General features: G+C 71.6%; 14 protein-coding genes and 1 tRNA gene. 3 read left to right on the top strand and 12 right to left on the bottom strand.

Annotated elements, in window-relative coordinates; translation table 11 throughout:
- Nucleotides 1-120: 120 nt before the first annotated feature.
- The 5 genes from holA to ACSJDX_RS11720 all read right to left on the bottom strand — a co-directional run bounded on the left by holA (nucleotide 121) and on the right by ACSJDX_RS11720 (nucleotide 8251).
- Entirely contained in the window at nucleotides 121-1152 is a 1032-nt protein-coding gene (holA, locus tag ACSJDX_RS11740) for a DNA polymerase III subunit delta (protein WP_438352855.1), read from the bottom strand.
- A gap of 9 nt (nucleotides 1153-1161) precedes the next feature.
- Nucleotides 1162-3552, bottom strand: a complete 2391-nt coding sequence (locus ACSJDX_RS11735; RefSeq protein WP_438352854.1) for a ComEC/Rec2 family competence protein — start codon at nucleotides 3550-3552, stop codon at nucleotides 1162-1164.
- On the bottom strand, nucleotides 3549-4190 hold the full coding sequence (locus ACSJDX_RS11730; protein ID WP_438352853.1) for a ComEA family DNA-binding protein: 642 nt from the start codon (nucleotides 4188-4190) through the stop codon (nucleotides 3549-3551). The genes ACSJDX_RS11735 and ACSJDX_RS11730 overlap by 4 nt, the downstream gene beginning before the upstream one ends.
- An 89-nt stretch (nucleotides 4191-4279) precedes the next feature.
- Nucleotides 4280-6868 (bottom strand): leucine--tRNA ligase, encoded by a 2589-nt coding sequence (leuS, locus tag ACSJDX_RS11725; protein WP_438352852.1) that lies wholly within the window; start codon nucleotides 6866-6868, stop codon nucleotides 4280-4282.
- Nucleotides 6869-6937: 69 nt separating this feature from the next.
- Nucleotides 6938-8251 (bottom strand): anthranilate synthase component I family protein, encoded by a 1314-nt coding sequence (locus tag ACSJDX_RS11720; RefSeq protein WP_438352851.1) that lies wholly within the window; start codon nucleotides 8249-8251, stop codon nucleotides 6938-6940.
- A gap of 42 nt (nucleotides 8252-8293) precedes the next feature.
- On the opposite strand from ACSJDX_RS11720, the gene ACSJDX_RS11715 reads away from it, so the two are divergent.
- From ACSJDX_RS11715 to ACSJDX_RS11705, 3 genes are read left to right on the top strand one after another with little or no spacing between them, the layout of a single operon-like run.
- Nucleotides 8294-8998 carry a DedA family protein gene (locus ACSJDX_RS11715; protein WP_438352850.1) on the top strand — a complete coding sequence of 235 codons (705 nt, stop codon included), beginning with the start codon at nucleotides 8294-8296 and terminating at the stop codon, nucleotides 8996-8998.
- A gap of 5 nt (nucleotides 8999-9003) precedes the next feature.
- Entirely contained in the window at nucleotides 9004-10059 is a 1056-nt protein-coding gene (locus ACSJDX_RS11710; protein WP_438352849.1) for an App1 family protein, read from the top strand.
- A gap of 30 nt (nucleotides 10060-10089) precedes the next feature.
- Complete coding sequence (locus ACSJDX_RS11705; protein WP_438352848.1) at nucleotides 10090-10800, top strand: SOS response-associated peptidase; 711 nt, start codon at nucleotides 10090-10092, stop codon at nucleotides 10798-10800.
- 6 nt (nucleotides 10801-10806) lie between these two features.
- On the opposite strand, the gene ACSJDX_RS11700 is transcribed toward ACSJDX_RS11705, so the two are convergent.
- The 7 genes from ACSJDX_RS11700 to nadD all read right to left on the bottom strand — a co-directional run bounded on the left by ACSJDX_RS11700 (nucleotide 10807) and on the right by nadD (nucleotide 15963).
- A complete protein-coding gene (locus tag ACSJDX_RS11700; RefSeq protein ID WP_438352847.1) occupies nucleotides 10807-11892 on the bottom strand; it encodes a zinc-binding metallopeptidase family protein in 1086 nt (361 codons plus the stop codon).
- Between the two features lie 35 nt (nucleotides 11893-11927).
- Nucleotides 11928-13091, bottom strand: coding sequence for a PQQ-dependent sugar dehydrogenase (locus ACSJDX_RS11695; RefSeq protein ID WP_438352846.1), 1164 nt, complete (start codon nucleotides 13089-13091; stop codon nucleotides 11928-11930).
- Nucleotides 13088-13564 (bottom strand): VOC family protein, encoded by a 477-nt coding sequence (locus ACSJDX_RS11690; RefSeq protein ID WP_438352845.1) that lies wholly within the window; start codon nucleotides 13562-13564, stop codon nucleotides 13088-13090. Before ACSJDX_RS11690 ends, ACSJDX_RS11695 begins: the two co-directional genes overlap by 4 nt.
- 115 nt (nucleotides 13565-13679) lie before the next feature.
- A tRNA-Ala gene (locus ACSJDX_RS11685) sits at nucleotides 13680-13752 on the bottom strand.
- 74 nt (nucleotides 13753-13826) lie between these two features.
- Nucleotides 13827-14201, bottom strand: coding sequence for a ribosome silencing factor (gene rsfS / locus ACSJDX_RS11680; protein ID WP_438352844.1), 375 nt, complete (start codon nucleotides 14199-14201; stop codon nucleotides 13827-13829).
- Complete coding sequence (locus ACSJDX_RS11675) at nucleotides 14198-15370, bottom strand: hypothetical protein (protein ID WP_438352843.1); 1173 nt, start codon at nucleotides 15368-15370, stop codon at nucleotides 14198-14200. Before ACSJDX_RS11675 ends, rsfS begins: the two co-directional genes overlap by 4 nt.
- Complete coding sequence (gene nadD, locus ACSJDX_RS11670) at nucleotides 15367-15963, bottom strand: nicotinate-nucleotide adenylyltransferase (RefSeq protein WP_438352842.1); 597 nt, start codon at nucleotides 15961-15963, stop codon at nucleotides 15367-15369. Before nadD ends, ACSJDX_RS11675 begins: the two co-directional genes overlap by 4 nt.
- Nucleotide 15964: the final 1 nt, after the last annotated feature.

Below are 15964 nucleotides of genomic sequence, written 5' to 3'. Positions count from 1 at the left end.
CCCGCGAGGGGGCGGGCTTCGTCGTTTCGCGGATGCCGCCCCCTCACGGCAACGGCGGCGAATCGCGGATCTCGGGTCAGCGTCACCCTTGCGGCGGAGCAGCGCCGACCAGCGGCCGGATCAGCCGCCGAACGGGGCCTTCGTGGCGATCACCGTGACGAGTCGCTCCAGCGCGAACACGGGATCGCGGGAGGCGCCCTTCACATCGGCGTCGGCGCGTGCGGCGGCTTGGATCGCCATGCCGAGGGTCGCATCGCTCCAGCCGGACAGATCGCGACGGGCCCGGTCCACCTGCCAGTCCTTCATGCCCAGGCGGGCCGCCAGAGCGGCCGCCGGCTCGCGCTGACCCGCGACGCGCGCCATCGTGCGCAGCTTCGATGCGATCGCCGCCACGAGCGGCACGGGGTCTGCGCCCGAAGCCAGCGCATGGCGGAGGGCGACGAGGGCGTCGCCGTAGCGGCCCGCGATCGCGGTGTCGGCCACGGTGAAAGCGCTCGTCTCGACCCGTCCGCCGTAGTAGCGCTCGACGATCTGCTCGGTGATGTCTCCGGGGACGTCGGCGATCAGCTGCTGACAGGCGGCGGCGAGCTCGGTGAGGTCGTCGGCGAACGCGGAGACGAGCGTGCGCAGGGCGACCGGCGCGATGCGGCGCTTCGCCGTCGAGAACTCCCCGGCGGCGAAGTCGAACCGGTCGGAGTCGCGCTTCACGGCCGGACACGGCACCTCGACCCCGCCGCCGGTTCCCGCACGGACCGCATCGAGGAGCTTCTTGCCGCGCACGCTGGCACCCGTGTGGCGCAGCACCACCGTCGCACCCTCTTGAGGCGCCTCGAGGTACGCCAGCGCCTCGTTCAGGAATGCGTCGCTGCACTTCTCGACACCGGTCACGCGCACCAGCCGGGGCTCGCCGAACAGCGACGGCGAGGTGACCGACAGCAGCGTGCCGGCGGCGTAGTCGTCGGCGCGCACATCGGTCACCTCGAGACTCGGGTCCTCCGCCTTGAGGTAGTCCCGGATCGCGGCCGTCGCGCGCTCGGCGCACACGTCTTCCGGACCCGACACCAGCACGAGGGGCGCAGGCTGCGGTGAGCGCCACGACAGCTGCGGGATCGCGGGACGCTTCGCAGGTGCTCTCCGCGCGGTCGTCGCCATGTCCTCAGCCTATCGAGCACCACCGACGACGCCCGTCGGCGGTGCACGCGCGACCGGTGCGACCGCACGCTCCCGCCAGACGGACAGCATCCCGTCCACCTGCCACACGGCGACCACCCCGTCGGTGTCGGTGCGGGCGATGCTCATTCCCGCATCGCCCAGGAACGCGAGCGTCTCGGATCGCGGGTGACCGTAACGGTTGCCGGCACCGACCGGGACGATCGCGACCGACGCCCCCAGCTGCGCATACAGCGCCGGGTGCTGATCGGCGCTGCCGTGGTGCGCGACCTTCACGACGTCGTAGGGCGGGCGCAGCTCCCCCGTCGCGAGCAGCGATCGCTGCGCCGCGCCCGATAGATCGGCCAGGTAGACGGAGGAGGGGACGCTTCCCCCGCGCAGATCGACGACCACCCCGGAATCGTTGCCGGGTGGGAACGCCTTGCTCCCCTCGCGCGGCCACAGCACGCGCCAGCGTGCACCGCCCAGGGTGCCGGTCATCCCGGTGGATGCCGAGTGGACCGTCGCTCCCGATGTCTCGAGACGCTGGAGCAGGCCGGTGTCGGACACGTCGCCCGGCGGTCCGTGCAGGACGGTCGCCACGCGCCCGAGCACGGCCTGCGCTCCCCCGGCGTGGTCGACGTCGAAGTGCGTGAGCACCAGCAGATCGATGCGCGTGAGACCGAAACGGATGAGGCAGCTCTCCAGCAGCGCGGGGTCGGGGCCGGTGTCGATCAGTGCGACATGCCCCTCGGAACGCACCAGCACCGCGTCCCCCTGGCCGATGTCGCACGCGGCCACGGCCCATGCGGAAGGCACCGTGAACGGCGCCGCCACGCTCCCGAGCGCGGCCGAACCGGTGGAGACACCGACGACCGTCGCGACGACGAACGCGGCCGAGCCGTGCAGACGCCGCCGCCACGCGCGGGCGTGAGCGCCTACTCCGACGATCACCAGGCCGAGAGCAAGACCCAGCCCCGCGAGCGTGGCGACCCCCGCCCACCCGTCGAGCCAGGGAACCGCGTTGCCCGGCAGGGCCGCGAACGTGGTCGCGGTGCCCGCGATCCATGCGGCGGGGAGCCAGGCGATCACCGCGAGACCCGACTGCAGCAGGGGCAGCGGCAGGGCGAGGCATGCCGCGAGGCCGACGACCGTCGCCACCGGTGCTGCAGGTGCCGCGAGCAGATTCGCGACGACGCCGTACAGCGGTGTCACCGGGGTGATCAGCACGATCAGGGGCCCGCACGCCAGCTGTGCCGCCAGCGGCACCGACAGGGCGAGGGCGAGCGGGTGCGGCATCCAGCGCGCCAGTCCGGAGGCGAGGGGCCGCGCGAACAGCAGCAGCGATGCGGTCGCCACGGTGGACAGGGCGAAGCCCAGCGACCCGGCGAGCCAGGGATCGACCACGAGGATGACGGCCACCGCGAGTGCGACGATCGCGATGCCGGCACCGGTGCGCCCCAGCAGCACCGCGAGCATGGCCGCTGCGGCCATCACGGCGGCCCGCACGACGCTCGGCTCGGGACTGACGAGCACGACGAACCCGGCCAGCGCCGCCACTCCCGACACGACCCGGTGCGCGCGTCCCGCTCCGCACAACGCCGCCGCGCCGAACGCCAGTCCCACCACCAGGGCGCAGTTGGCGCCGGATACGGCGGTGAGATGCGACAGGCTGGATGCCTTCATGTCGGCGTCGAGCTCGTCGGCGACGGCCGATGTGTCGCCCACCGCGAGACCCGGGAGCAGGCCCGCGCCCGGTTCGGGGAGGCCGGACGCCGATGCGACCAGCCCGTGCCGCAGCGCCGAGGTGGCCGCGAGCAGCCCGAGGGGCTCCCTCACCACGGTGACGGACCGAGCGGCGATGACCTCGAGGACCGCGCGCGCACCGGGATCGGCGGGCGCGGCGGTGCCGTCGACCTCGACCGCCGCGCCGATGTCGAGCCCCGGGGCCCCGTCGGTGCGGGGCAGAAGCACGGTGATCGGGACGGCCACCGGATGTCGGTCGGGGCCGATCGTGATCGCGTCGGCGATCGCATCGAACGCGAGCCGGTCCGAGCCCCAAGGCTCGACCTTGCCGACGACGGTGGCGTCCACGGTCAGCGCCCGCCCGCCGCCGGTGGGCAGCTGGGCGGCCGCCTGCCGGGCCGGCTGCGCGAGCGCGACGGTCGATGCGGTCGCCGCGCCGAGGGACAGACTGATCACTCCCAGCACAACGCAGATGCGCGTCGTGCGGTGCGCCCGGAGCTTCGGGACCAGGAGCGCGAACACCCCGACGGTGGTGGCGACCCACATCACCGCGGCCACGGCGGCTGCGGAATCCGGAACGGCGGTCGTCCACCCCGCCGCGATCCACGCGACGCCCGCGACCGGGACGAGACGGAGTCGCCGTCGGAGCCGGTTCATACCGTCACGAGGTCGCGGATGGACTCGAGCATCTTCTCGCCGATGCCGGGCACCGCGAGCAGGTCGTCGACACTCGTGAACCTCCCGTTGTCCTCGCGCCACTGGAGGATGCGCTGCGCGAGCGCAGGTCCGATGCGCGGCAGCGTGTCGAGGGCGGCCTCGTCGGCGGTGTTGAGGTTGATCCGCCCGTCGCCGGCCGACGCACCGGTTGCGGGGCCACCCGCCGCGCCACCGCCCCCGCCTGCGCCGGCCGCGGGAAGCTCCCCCACGACCGGCACGTAGAGCTGCTCGCCGTCGCCGATGGGGCGGGCGAGGTTCACCGCCCCTCGATCGGCCTCGGCGGTGAAGCCGCCCGCGGCGGCCACCGCGTCGACGACACGCGCGCCACCGGCGACGCGGTAGAGCCCCGGCTGCGCGACGGCCCCAAGTACGTGCACGTACAGGGCATCGGTGAGCGGGCCGGTTGCCACCGCACCCGGGTCGACCGTGACACCCACGGACTCCACCGGCGTCGCCACCGCCCGCACGATGCCGATGACGACGGTCGCGCCGAGCGCCAGCAGCACCACGACGATGGCCGCGCCGACGCCGAGACGCCGACGCGGCGACGCACGCTCGGGAGGCTCTGGGCTGCTCACCGCCTCAGGCTAGGCAGGGCGGTCGGCCCGAGAGCGGGACGCGAGGGATCGGTGGATGCCGCGCGCCCCCTCGCCCGCTGGGGAGGAGGCTACGCCGTACTGAAGCTGACGACCTTCGGCGGCCGCACCACCGCGCGCGTGATCTCGCGATCGCCCAGCGAGCGCACGATGCGCGCGTCGGCACGGGCGAGGCGCTCCAGCTCCGCTCCGTCGATGCGCGCCGACACCTCCAGTGTCGCCCGCACCTTGCCGTCGATCTGCACGACGGCGGTGACGGAGTCCTCGACGAGCAGGGTCGGATCGGCGCTGCGCCAGGGCACGAGACCGACGAAGGGCTCGTACCCGAGGATCTCCCACATCTCCTCCGCGGTGTGCGGAGCGAACAGGTCGAGCACCATCGCCGTGACCTCGGCGGCCTCGCGGACGGCCGGGTCGGCGGGACCCGCCCCGGTGTCGATCGCCTTGCGGGTGGCGTTGACCAGCTCCATGAGGCGTGCCACGACGACGTTGAACTTCGTCTGCTCGACCAATCCCGGGGCGTCCGCCAGCAGCCGGTGCGTGACGCGCCGCAGCGCCGGGTCGCCCTCGGCCCACACGACGTCGGGGTCGCTGGTGACATCGGATGCCACGCGCCAGGCGCGGGCGAGGAACTTCTGGGCGCCGGTCGTGGACACGTCCTCCCAGTTGATGTCGTCCTCGACCGGTCCGGCGAAGGCGATCGCGACGCGCACCGCATCGGCGCCGGGGTCCTTCATGCTGGCCGCGAACTCGACCAGATTGCCCTTGCTCTTGGACATCTTCGAGCCGTCCAGGAGCACCATGCCCTGGTTGATGAGGCTCGAGAACGGCTCGGTGAACTCGATCAGCCCCATGTCGAAGAGCACCTTGGTGATGAAGCGGGCGTAGAGCAGGTGCAGGATCGCGTGCTCGACACCGCCGATGTAGGAGTCGACCGGCGCCCAGCGGTCGGCCTCGCGCGACGGGAACGCATGACCCTCGGCCGTCGGCGACAGGAACCGCAGGAAGTACCACGAGCTGTCGACGAACGTGTCCATCGTGTCGGGGTCTCGCAGCGCGGGCTCGCCCGTCTCGGGGTCGACCGTGCGGATCCAGTCCGCCGCGCCGCCGAGCGGGGACGTTCCGCGCGGGGCGAGATCGAGACCCTGGGCGTCGGGGAGTCGCAACGGCAGCTCTTCGTCGGGCACGGGCACGATGCGCCCGTCCTCGGTGTGGATCATCGGGATCGGCGTGCCCCAGAACCGCTGTCGCGAGATCAGCCAGTCGCGCAGGCGGTACGACTTCGAGGCGCGGCCCGTGCCGGCGGTCGTCAGCTGCTCGACGATGCGGCTGATCGCGCTGCGCTTGGACAGTCCGTCGAGCGGGCCGGAGTTGATCATGCGACCCTCGCCGGTCAGCGCGATCCCGGTGCGCGCCGGGTTCAGGTCGTCGAGCGATTCGAGGATCGACGGGTCGACCGGCTCCCCGTCGTCGTCGAGCTCGATCACCGGGATGGCGCCGGTGATCGGGGCGGTCGTGTCGACCACGACCCGCACGGGCAGGTCGAACGCGCGGGCGAAGTCGAGGTCGCGCTGATCGTGCGCCGGCACGGCCATGACGGCGCCATGACCGTAGTCGGCCAGCACGTAGTCCGCGGCCCAGATCGGCAGTCGCTCGCCGTTGACGGGATTGATCGCGAAGCGGTCGAGGAAGACGCCGGTCTTGGGTCGGTCGGTCGCCTGCCGCTCGATGTCGCTCTCGCGCTGCACGCCCTCGAGGTAGGCCTGGAAGCGCGTCCGCACCTCCGCCGACGCCCCGGCGGCGAGCTCCGCGGCGAGGTCGCTGTCGGGCGCGACCACCATGAACGTGGCGCCGTGCAGCGTGTCGGGGCGGGTGGAGAAGACGGTCACCTTCTCGTCACGACCCTCGATCGCGAAGTCGATGTCCGCCCCGACCGAACGGCCGATCCAGTTGCGCTGCATCCGGATCACCTTCGAGGGCCACGAGCCCTCGAGCTGGTTGAGGTCGTCGAGCAGACGGTCGGCGTAGTCGGTGATCTTGAGGTACCACTGGGTCAGCTTCTTCTTGACGACCTCCGCACCGCATCGCTCGCAGTGCCCGTCGACGACCTGCTCGTTGGCGAGGACGGTCTGGTCGTTGGGGCACCAGTTGACCGGGCTCTCCTTGCGGTACGCCAGGCCGCGCTCGTAGAGCCGCTGGAACAGCCACTGGTTCCAGCGGTAGTACTCCGGGTCGCTGGTGTGCAGCACCCGGCTCCAGTCGTACGAGGTGCCGAAGTTCTGCAGGCTCGCGCGCTGCTGGGCGATGTTCGCGTACGTCCATTCGCGGGGATCGGCACCGCGCTGGATCGCCGCGTTCTCGGCGGGCAGACCGAAGGAGTCCCACCCGATGGGGTTGAGCACGTTGTAGCCGCGATGGCGCCAGAACCGGGCGACGGCGTCGACGTACGCGTAGTTCTCGGCGTGGCCCATGTGCATATCGCCCGAGGGATACGGGAACATCCCGAGCACGTACTTGCGGGGGCGTGCGTCGTCGTCGCCGCCGGCGCGGAACGGGTCGGCCGCCGCCCAGCGGGACTGCCACTTCTCCTGGACGGCGAAGGCGTCGAAGCCGCCGCCCTCGGGTCCGCTGACGGGGGACGACGTGGAGTTCTGCGACAAGGAGGAGCCAATCGTGGGGTGGGAGACGGGCGTACACGACGCCCCGGACAGATTACCCGACCCGCGCCGTCACCAGCCCGCAGGAAGGCGGGCGCCGACGGCCGCCAGCGGCCCCCGCGCCTTCACCCCCACCTCTGCCACCTCCGCCGACGGCACGGACCCCCACGTGATCCCTCCCCCTGCCCCCACGTAGGCACCGCCGGGGTGGGTGACGATCGAGCGGATCACCATCGCGAGGTCGAGCGCGCCATCGGTGCCGACCCACCCGAAGCAGCCGGAGAACACCCCTCGCGGCCCGCCCTCGAGCTCGTGCAGGATCGACATCGCCGAGAGCTTCGGCGCCCCCGTCATGCTGCCGGCGGGGAAGGTCGCATCCAGCAGCGCGCCGACGGTGGTCCCGGTGCGCAGGCGGCCGGCGACGGTGCTCACGAGCTGGTGCACCGCGGGGTACGACTCCACCGCGAACAGCTCCTCGACCGCGACGGATCCCGGATCGCTCACGCGTGACAGATCGTTGCGCATGAGATCGACGATCATCAGGTTCTCCGCGCGCTCCTTGGCGCTGGCGACGAGATCGGCCGCCAGCGCGGCATCCGCCCACGGATCGGCGTCGCGAGGCCGGGTGCCCTTGATCGGACGCGTCCGGGCGATCCCGTCGCGCACCGTCAGGAACTGCTCGGGACTCGCGCTCACCAGGGCGGCCTCGCCCGCCCTCACGATCCCGCCGTGATGCGCGGGCGTCGTCGACCGCAGCCGACCGTATGCGGCCACCGGGTCGACCGCGTGGGGCACCGAGAAGCGCGTCGTGAGGCACAGCTGGTAGGCGTCGCCCTCTCGGATCGCGGCACGGCATCGGTCGATCAACGCCGCGTACTCGTCGGGGCGATGGCGCGCGGATGCCTCGACTCCTCCGTCCGCGGACGTGAGCGGGAGATCGTCCGCAGTGACCCAGCCGAGCACCTCAAGCTCGTGAGCGTCGAGGTCGTGCGCCGGAGCGACGGCCCAGGCGCGACCCGACGCGTGGTCGACGGCGACGAACCGGTCGACCCGCAGCCACAGCGTCTGCGGCACGTCCTCGGTGGGCGGGGAAGGAGCGGATGCCGTCGCTCCGGCACGCACCGCCGCGTCGTCGTAGCCGAGCCATCCCACCCAGCCGCCGTGGAACGGGCCCCACTCCTCGTCCGCACCGGTGCCCGTCGCGATCACCACCCGCACGGCGTCCGGATCGCTCTCGGGCGCCCCGATCCCCAGCCAGCTCCACCCTTCCGGGGCGTGCGGACCCGCATCCAGCCAGAACCCGGACGGATGCCGCGCGGGCCCCCCGGCGAACGCCCGCGCGGCGTCGAATCCGGCGGGCAGCCCGACGGCGGACAGGGGGGTCATCCTCACAGGCTAGACGGACGCTCGCGTCGTAGGCTCAGCAGGGTGAACGAGTTCCTCACGTGGCTGCTCGACGCGGTGCAGAGCGTCGATCCGGTCGCGCGGACGCTCATCGCCGGGGTGGCGATGATGCTCGAGACCAGCGTTCTGGTCGGGCTCGTCGTTCCGGGCGACACGATCGTCATCGTCGCCGGCACCGCCATAGGCTCGCCGCTCGAAGGGATCCTGCTCGGGATCGCGGTCGTCCTGGGCGCTCTGGCCGGCGAGAGCATCGGCTTCTTCCTGGGTCGGTTCCTGGGTCCGCGCATCCGCGGATCGCGGTTGGGCCGGCGCATCGGTGAGGAGAACTGGCTCCGCGCGGAGCGCTACCTCGCACGGCGAGGCGGACCGGCGATCTTCCTGTCGCGCTTCCTTCCCGTGCTGCACTCCCTCGTCCCCCTGACCGTCGGGATGAGCGGCTTCCGCTACCGCCGGTTCCTCGCGTGGACCCTGCCCGCGTGCATCGTCTGGTCGTCGCTGTACATCGGCATCGCGGCCCTCGCTGCAGGCACCTACCGCGAACTCGCCGACAAGATCCACTACGCCGGCTACATCTTCGTCGGCGTGATCGTGCTCTTCCTCCTCCTCATGGTGGTGAGCAAGAAGGTGATCGAGCGGGTCGAGCGCAAGCACCTGGTCGACGAGCCGCCGGCGGTCGGTCCCGTGCCGGGAACCTCGCCCGACGCCGAGGCATCCGGCATGATAGACTGAGGGGGATGCCTTCCTCCCGCGACGATTCCGCGCGCCCGAAAGTCCTGTGGATCGCCCGGCTCGAGTACCGCTTCCACGCGTGGCGCGAGCGCCGGGCGCGCCATCGTGGCCTGACACCCGTCGTGACCCCGTTCCCGGGGTACGGCGGAGCGGACTGGGTGCGGGTGCTGGGCCGCGTGCTGATCGCCCCACCCGCGCGCCGCACCTCCAGCGGCGAGTACGCGAGCATCCGCGGGTGGCGCAGCTTCGTCGCCGTGCCCGTTGCCTACGCCCCCGTCGTCATCGAGGTCGACGGCGTCCGTCATGAGGTCGTCGCCGATCGCGGCGGTGTGATCGACGTCGTGGTGCCCGCCTCGCTCCCGCCCGGCTGGCAGACGCTGACGATGTCGGTCGAATCCGGGCCGCCGATCGAGACCCGGGTCTTCGTCGTCGATCCCGAGGTGCGGTTCGGGCTGGTGTCCGACGTCGATGACACGGTGATGGTGACCGCCCTCCCCCGCCCGCTGCTGGCGGCGTGGAACTCGTTCGTGGTCGACGAGCACGCGCGCCAGCCCGTCCCGGGCATGGCGGTTCTCCTGGAGCGGCTCACGCGGGAGAACCCGGGCTGCCCGGTGATCTACCTGTCGACCGGCGCCTGGAACATCGCGCCCACCCTGCTGCGCTTCTTCCGGCGTCACCTCTTCCCGACGGGCTCGCTGCTGCTGACCGACTGGGGTCCGACCCACGATCGCTGGTTCCGCAGCGGCCGGGTGCACAAACTCAGCAACCTCGGAAGGCTGGCCGAGGAGTTTCCGCACATCAAGTGGCTGCTGGTCGGCGACGACGGTCAGCACGATGACGAGATCTACACGACCTTCACACGCGAGCATCCCGACAACGTCGTGGCGGTCGCCATCCGCCGCCTGTCTCCTGCGGAGGCGGTGCTGGCCGGCGGGCGCACGGTGGTGGACGATCACTCCGCGGCCGGTGTGCCGTGGGTGACCGACTCCGACGGTGCGGGACTGCTGGAGCGGCTCAAGAGCGTCGGGGTGGTCGACGGGGACTCCCAGGCTCGACGCTGAGACGTCGGAGCCCCCGCGTACGCTGGCACCATGTGCGGTCGATTCGTGGTGGCAGACGTCGGTTCCGAGCTGGTGGGCGTTCTCCGCGTCGATCTCGTGGGCGACGACCTGCCGGCCCCTTCCTACAACGTCGCGCCCACCGACCGCGCGGCCATCGTGCTCGATTCGGCCAAGACCGAGCCGCCGACCCGACGGCTCGAGAGCGCGCGGTGGGGGCTGGTGCCCAGCTGGGCGAAGGATCCCTCGATCGGGTCGCGCGCGTTCAACGCCCGCGCCGAGGAGCTCGAAGACAAGCGCATGTTCCGCGGGGCGCTCGAGAAGCGCCGCGCCGTGGTCCCCGTCACCGGCTATTACGAGTGGAAGAAGTCCGGTGACGGCAAGACGCCGCACTTCGTCCATCCCGCCGACGGCTCGCCGCTGCTGCTGGCCGGCCTGTACGAGTGGTGGAAGAACCCCGCGGCGGCCGATGACGATCCGGCACGGTGGATGCTGAGCTTCACGATCCTCACCCGCGACGCGACCGGACACCTGGGCTCGATCCACGAGCGCATGCCGCTCTTCCTCGACGCCGACTTCGCCGACGCGTGGCTCGACCCGACCGTCGACAACGTGGGTGACATCCTCGATGCCGCGGTCGACGCCGCCCCCGACGTGGCCGAGACCCTCGCCGACCATGTCGTCGGCACGGCGGTCGGCAACGTCCGCAACAACGGGCCCGAGCTCATCGAAGCGGTCGGCTGACCCGGGTCAGGTGCGTTCCAGTTCCTCCGGAAGCGTGAGGGCGTACTGCTCCTCGGTGCTCAGCGGGGCCCGGGTCACGATGTCGTGCACGAACTCGAACTTGGTGCGCACGGCCGGCACGAGCGTGAACGGATACAGATCCCCGAAACCCATCGACCGGTTGATGCGGTTGAAGGCGCGCGACATCCACTCCCAGTCCTTGAGCAGCGAATGCACCGGACGGTCCTCGTACGACTCGAGCGGCACCACGTCCGTATCGCGCAGGCTCGTCACGGCGGCGTCGAGTCGGATGCCGATGGCCGCCGCCGTCTGGAGGGTGCCGGTGATGTGCAGGTAGTGGGCGAACGTCTCGGCGAAGTCCTCCCACGGGTGCATCGTTGCGTACTCCGAGATGTACGACGCCTGCCAGCCCTCGGGAGCGCCGGTGCGGTAATGCCGCTGGAGTGCGTCCCGACAACTGGCGCGTTCGTCGCCGAACAGCTCGCGGCACCGCGTCCACGCCGACTCGTCGGTGAGCAGCACGTTCTGGAAGTAGTGGCCCACCTCATGGCGGAGGTGGCCGAGCATCGTGCGGTAGGGCTCGCCGAGACGCACCCGCAGCGCTTCGCGGCGATCGTCGAGGCTCTCCGCCAGGTCGATCGTGATGATCCCGTTCGCGTGGCCGATCGTCACCCTCTCGCCGTGCGACAGACTCGAGACGAGATCGAAGCCCAGCCCGCCCTTCGTGACGTACCAGGGGGTGATGGGCAGGCCCAGGTCGGCGAGCTGCAGGAGGAGGCGGCGCTTGGCCTCCTCGGTCTTGGCGAGCTTCTCGAGGGCGACGGTGTCGTTCGCCTCGGGGCGCCGGCGCGTGAGCCGGCACGAGATGCAGCGGCCCGACTCGGCGTCGTCGCGCACGAGCCAGTTGCAGCCCCATCCCCGGTTCGAGCAGGAGTGCCACACCTCGTCGTCGATCACGGTCTGCCCGTTGCGCAGGCCGTGGAACTGCCGTTCGACCATGTTGTAGGCGAGTGTCGCGTCGCACTCGGGGCACGTCAGCGCATCGAGGTAGACGAAGTGCCGGCAGTACGGGCACCGGGGCTGTGGGCTCACCCCTACACCGTAGTGCCGGGGCGTGGCCGGTCCGCTCACGGCGTCGGACTCAGGCCGATCCGAAGCAGCACGTCGTCGCCGGGTCGGGGAGCGCCGCGTCCGTCGGTGTTGCCGGTGAGCAGCCACAGGCTGCCGTCAGGCGCCGCGACGGCATCGCGCAGCCGCCCCTGCTCCCCCACCAGCGCCGCGCGCGGGTCGGCGCGCAGCGAGGCGCCGCTGGTGTCGACGATCCACAGCCGCTCGCCGCGCAGCCCGGTGACGAAGACGGTGTCCCCGACGGCGGCGACACCGCTCGGGCTCGCGTCCGTCGGGGTCCACACCGCGACCGGATCCACGAACCGCGCGTCGGCGGCCGCTCCTTCGACCTCGGGCCAGCCGTAATTGCCGCCGGCGCGGATCACGTTCAGCTCGTCCCAGGTGTCCTGCCCGAACTCGCTCGCCCACAGGGTGCCGGAGGCCGTCCAGGCCAAACCCTGCACGTTGCGGTGGCCGAGACTCCAGACGGCCGTGCCGAAGGGGTTGCCGGGCGCGGGTGCCCCCTCGGCGGTGAGCCGCAGGATCTTCCCGTTGACGGATGCCTCGTCCTGCGCACTCGCGCGGTCGCCGGCATCGCCCGTGGTGACGTAGAGGAATCCATCGGGGCCGAAGGCGATGCGGCCGCCGTTGTGGGTGCGCGCTCGTGCGATCCCGGAGAAGACGACGTCGGGCGCGCCGAGGGCGAGCGTCGAGTTCTCGCCGGTGAGAGGCATCCGCACCACCCGGTTGTCGTCTGCGGCGCCGTGGTACGCGTACAGCCAGCGCACACCGGATGCCTCGTGCAGGGCGAGTCCGTGCAGGCCCGACTCTCCTCCGCTCACGACACCCGGCACCGTGCCGGCGTCGCGGACGGTGCCGTCGGGCAGCAGATGCCGGACGCGCCCGTCGTCGCGCTGGGAGATGAGCGCTCCGCCCTCGGGCAGCGGCACCACCGACCAGGGCGCCTCGAGCGCGCTCGCCAGCGTCACCGGTGCGCCGTCGAGCGCGAACGCGCCGCCGACCGGCGGGGCCGAGACGGTGACGGACGGGGCGCGCCGCGTCTCCGCCGGTACGGCATCGCTCGGCGCCCCGGCGGTGCACGCGGTCATCATCAGCACCGACGCGACCGCACCGATCACGGCGACCGCGCCGGCGAGGCGGCGATCCGGCGACGAGGAGATCATGCGCCGTCGGCCGCGGCCTCCAGATCGGCGATCACGAGACGGGTCATGCCGAGCATCGCTTGCACCGCACGATGCGCGCGGTCGGGGTCGGGGTCGCCGATCAGCTGCGGCAGCCGCTCGGGGATGATCTGCCACGACAGACCCCACCGGTCCTTCAGCCACCCGCAGGGCTGCTCCTGCCCGCCGTCCGCCGTCAGGGCCTCCCAATAGCGATCCACCTCGGCCTGATCGGCGCACGAGACGAACAGCGACACCGCCTCGGTGAACGCGTACTGCGGGCCGGCGTCCATCGCGAGGTAGACGGTGCCCGCGAGCCGGAACCGCGCGCTCATGACGCGGCCGCCCATGCCCGGCACGTCCTGCGGGTATCGGGAGAGCTCGACGATCTCGGAGCCGGGGATGAGCGCGGTGTAGAAGGTGACCGCCTCCTCGGCGGTGTTGTCGAACCAGAGGAACGGGGTCACGGTGGTCATCGGAGCCTCGACTCTCGGCGGTGCACGGGCGGGACAGGGCGCGTTGTCACGATACGTCAGAGCGCGCGCGCACGGAACGACGAAGGCCCCCGCTCTCGCGGAGGCCTTCGGAAAGTGGACCTGAGGGGACTCGAACCCCTGACCCCCTGCATGCCATGCAGGTGCGCTACCAGCTGCGCCACAGGCCCTTTCGGTGCTGCCCGCGTTCCGCAGGCAACTCCTCAACATTACTACATCGTGCAGACCGTGCCGAATCGACGGATCACGATGCGGGTGCTGCGGCGACCTCCACGGGAACGACCGGACAGTCCTTCCAGAGGCGCTCCAAGCCGTAGTACATGCGCTCCTGCTCATGGAACACGTGCACCACGAGATCGCCGAAGTCGAGCAGGATCCAGCGGGCCTCCTGGCGACCCTCTCGGCGCAGGCGCTTGTGCCCGGCTTCGAGCAGCTGGTCCTCCACCTCGTCGGCGATGGCGGCGACGTTGCGCTCGCTGCGCCCGGTCACGATCAGGAAGATGTCGACGAGCGGGAGCGGCTCCGACACGTCGAGGGCGACGAGATCCTCGCCGCCCTTGGCGTCGGCGGCCGCAGCGGCGATCGCCAGCATGTCGCGCGACTGCGCGGTCGCGCTCATGCGAACACCCCCGTGGCGAAGGCGAGGATGAGCACGCCGACGAGGGCGAGCGCGAGCACCCCCGCGGTGATGGCGAGCGTCAGCATGAGGCGGCTGCCCTTCTCGGGGGCCGGCGGGCGGATGATCTCTCCGGTCGACTTGACCGTGCTGATCGCCGCGCTGGCGGCGATCGGGGTCGGCGAGGAGTGCGCGGGGAGCTCGCCGTCCACGAGCACCGCGTCGACCTCGCGACCGTCGGCGGTGCCGGGAGCGTGCCCCTGCGAGCCGAGACCGTCGGGGAGGGCGAACGTGCCCGTCACGAGCACCTCGCCGGTCGCGGCGACCGGTCCGATGAGTGCACCCTCGGGCGTCTGAGAGAGGATGAGCGCGTTCGAGGCCGTACCCGAACCGGAGGTCGAGGTGCCGCGTGCGAGCAGCTGGTCGAACGAGGGCGGAGGAGTCACCAGCACCGGGTCGCCGGCGAGCAGCCCGGAGCCGAACGAGGGGGCCAGCGTCGCCCGCTCGTCGGCGGAGCCGTCCCCCGCAGCCTCGTCGGTCGCGGGCTCGTCGGTCGCTGCCTCGAGATCGCGCACGAGGTCGTCGGTCTCGTCGGACGCGGTCCGGTCCGGTTCGGGCGAGTCCGAGTCCACCGTCGTATCCGCCTCGGGAGCGGCGTCCGTCGCCGACTCGGCGATCGTTTCGTCGGAGTGGGACGGCACCTCGTCGACGAGATCCGCCGGCACCTCCTCGACGAGCGCAGCGGGCTCTGCGGCCGCGGTGTGCGCCGCCATGACATCCGGGGTGATGACCGGGACGGATGCGGTGCGGATCCGCTCCTGCTGCCGCGCCTGCCGGCGGGTCAGGGGCGACACGCCCAGGTCGACGCTCGCGTCGGAGATCGGCGGCGGGGCCATGTCGATCGGAGCCGCCGCGCGCGGCAGCGGTGCGGGGCTGGCTGCGACCTCGGCGGATGCGTCTGCGAGGTGAGGATCCGCCTCGGCGGACTCGGGTGCGTCGATGACCGGCTCGGAGTCGGACGACGGCGCGGGGACGGTATTGACGGCGTCGTCGGGTTCGGCCGGCCGGTCCTCGGCGGAGGGCACGATGATGGGATTGGCGGCGGTGTTGCGGATCTGCCGCATCTGCTTGCGGGTGAGCTGGGGCTGCTCCGGCTGCTCGGGTTCGGTCATTCCTTGCTCCGGTAGAGATGATGCTTCGCGATGTATTGGACGACCCCGTCGGGAACGAGGTACCAGACCGGGCGGCCTGCGCTCACCCGGTCACGACAGTCGGTGGACGAGATCGCCAGGGCTGGGATCTCGAGCTGGCTCACCTTCTCGACGGGCAGTCCGTCCGTGCTGAGCACATGCCCGGGACGGGAGACGGCGACGAAATGGGCGAGGTCCCACAGTTCATCATGGTCCCTCCAACTGAGAATTTGCGCCACGGCGTCGGCACCGGTGATGAAGTAGAGCTCCGCACCGGGTCTGTCGCGCTGCAGATCCCGCAGTGTGTCGATCGTGTAGGTGGGCCCGTCGCGGTCGATGTCCACGCGGCTGACGGTGAACTGCGGGTTGGACGCGGTGGCGATCACCGTCATCAGGTAGCGGTGCTCCGAGGGCGAGACGACGGCTTTCTGCCAGGGTCGTCCGGTGGGCACGAACACCACCTCGTCGAGCCCGAAGTACTGGGCGACCTCGCTCGCCGCGACGAGGTGCCCGTGGTGGATCGGGTCGAAGGTGCCACCCATGACCCCGATCCGAGGGGCGGTCGATCCCGTCATG

Source organism: Microbacterium fluminis (assembly GCF_051549805.1).
Classification (GTDB): domain Bacteria; phylum Actinomycetota; class Actinomycetes; order Actinomycetales; family Microbacteriaceae; genus Microbacterium.
This window is presented reverse-complemented; position numbering and strand designations above follow the sequence as displayed.

Bases quoted from the DNA above. Each gene is read 5' to 3' on its own strand.
- holA (WP_438352855.1), bottom strand. From the start codon at position 1,152: ATGGCGACGACCGCGCGGAGAGCACCTGCGAAGCGTCCCGCGATCCCG.
- ACSJDX_RS11735 (WP_438352854.1), bottom strand. From the start codon at position 3,552: ATGAACCGGCTCCGACGGCGACTCCGTCTCGTCCCGGTCGCGGGCGTC.
- ACSJDX_RS11720 (WP_438352851.1), bottom strand. From the start codon at position 8,251: ATGACCCCCCTGTCCGCCGTCGGGCTGCCCGCCGGATTCGACGCCGCG.
- ACSJDX_RS11710 (WP_438352849.1), top strand. From the start codon at position 9,004: ATGCCTTCCTCCCGCGACGATTCCGCGCGCCCGAAAGTCCTGTGGATC.
- ACSJDX_RS11705 (WP_438352848.1), top strand. From the start codon at position 10,090: ATGTGCGGTCGATTCGTGGTGGCAGACGTCGGTTCCGAGCTGGTGGGC.
- ACSJDX_RS11695 (WP_438352846.1), bottom strand. From the start codon at position 13,091: ATGATCTCCTCGTCGCCGGATCGCCGCCTCGCCGGCGCGGTCGCCGTG.
- ACSJDX_RS11690 (WP_438352845.1), bottom strand. From the start codon at position 13,564: ATGACCACCGTGACCCCGTTCCTCTGGTTCGACAACACCGCCGAGGAG.
- rsfS (WP_438352844.1), bottom strand. From the start codon at position 14,201: ATGAGCGCGACCGCGCAGTCGCGCGACATGCTGGCGATCGCCGCTGCG.
- ACSJDX_RS11675 (WP_438352843.1), bottom strand. From the start codon at position 15,370: ATGACCGAACCCGAGCAGCCGGAGCAGCCCCAGCTCACCCGCAAGCAG.
- nadD (WP_438352842.1), bottom strand. From the start codon at position 15,963: ATGACGGGATCGACCGCCCCTCGGATCGGGGTCATGGGTGGCACCTTC.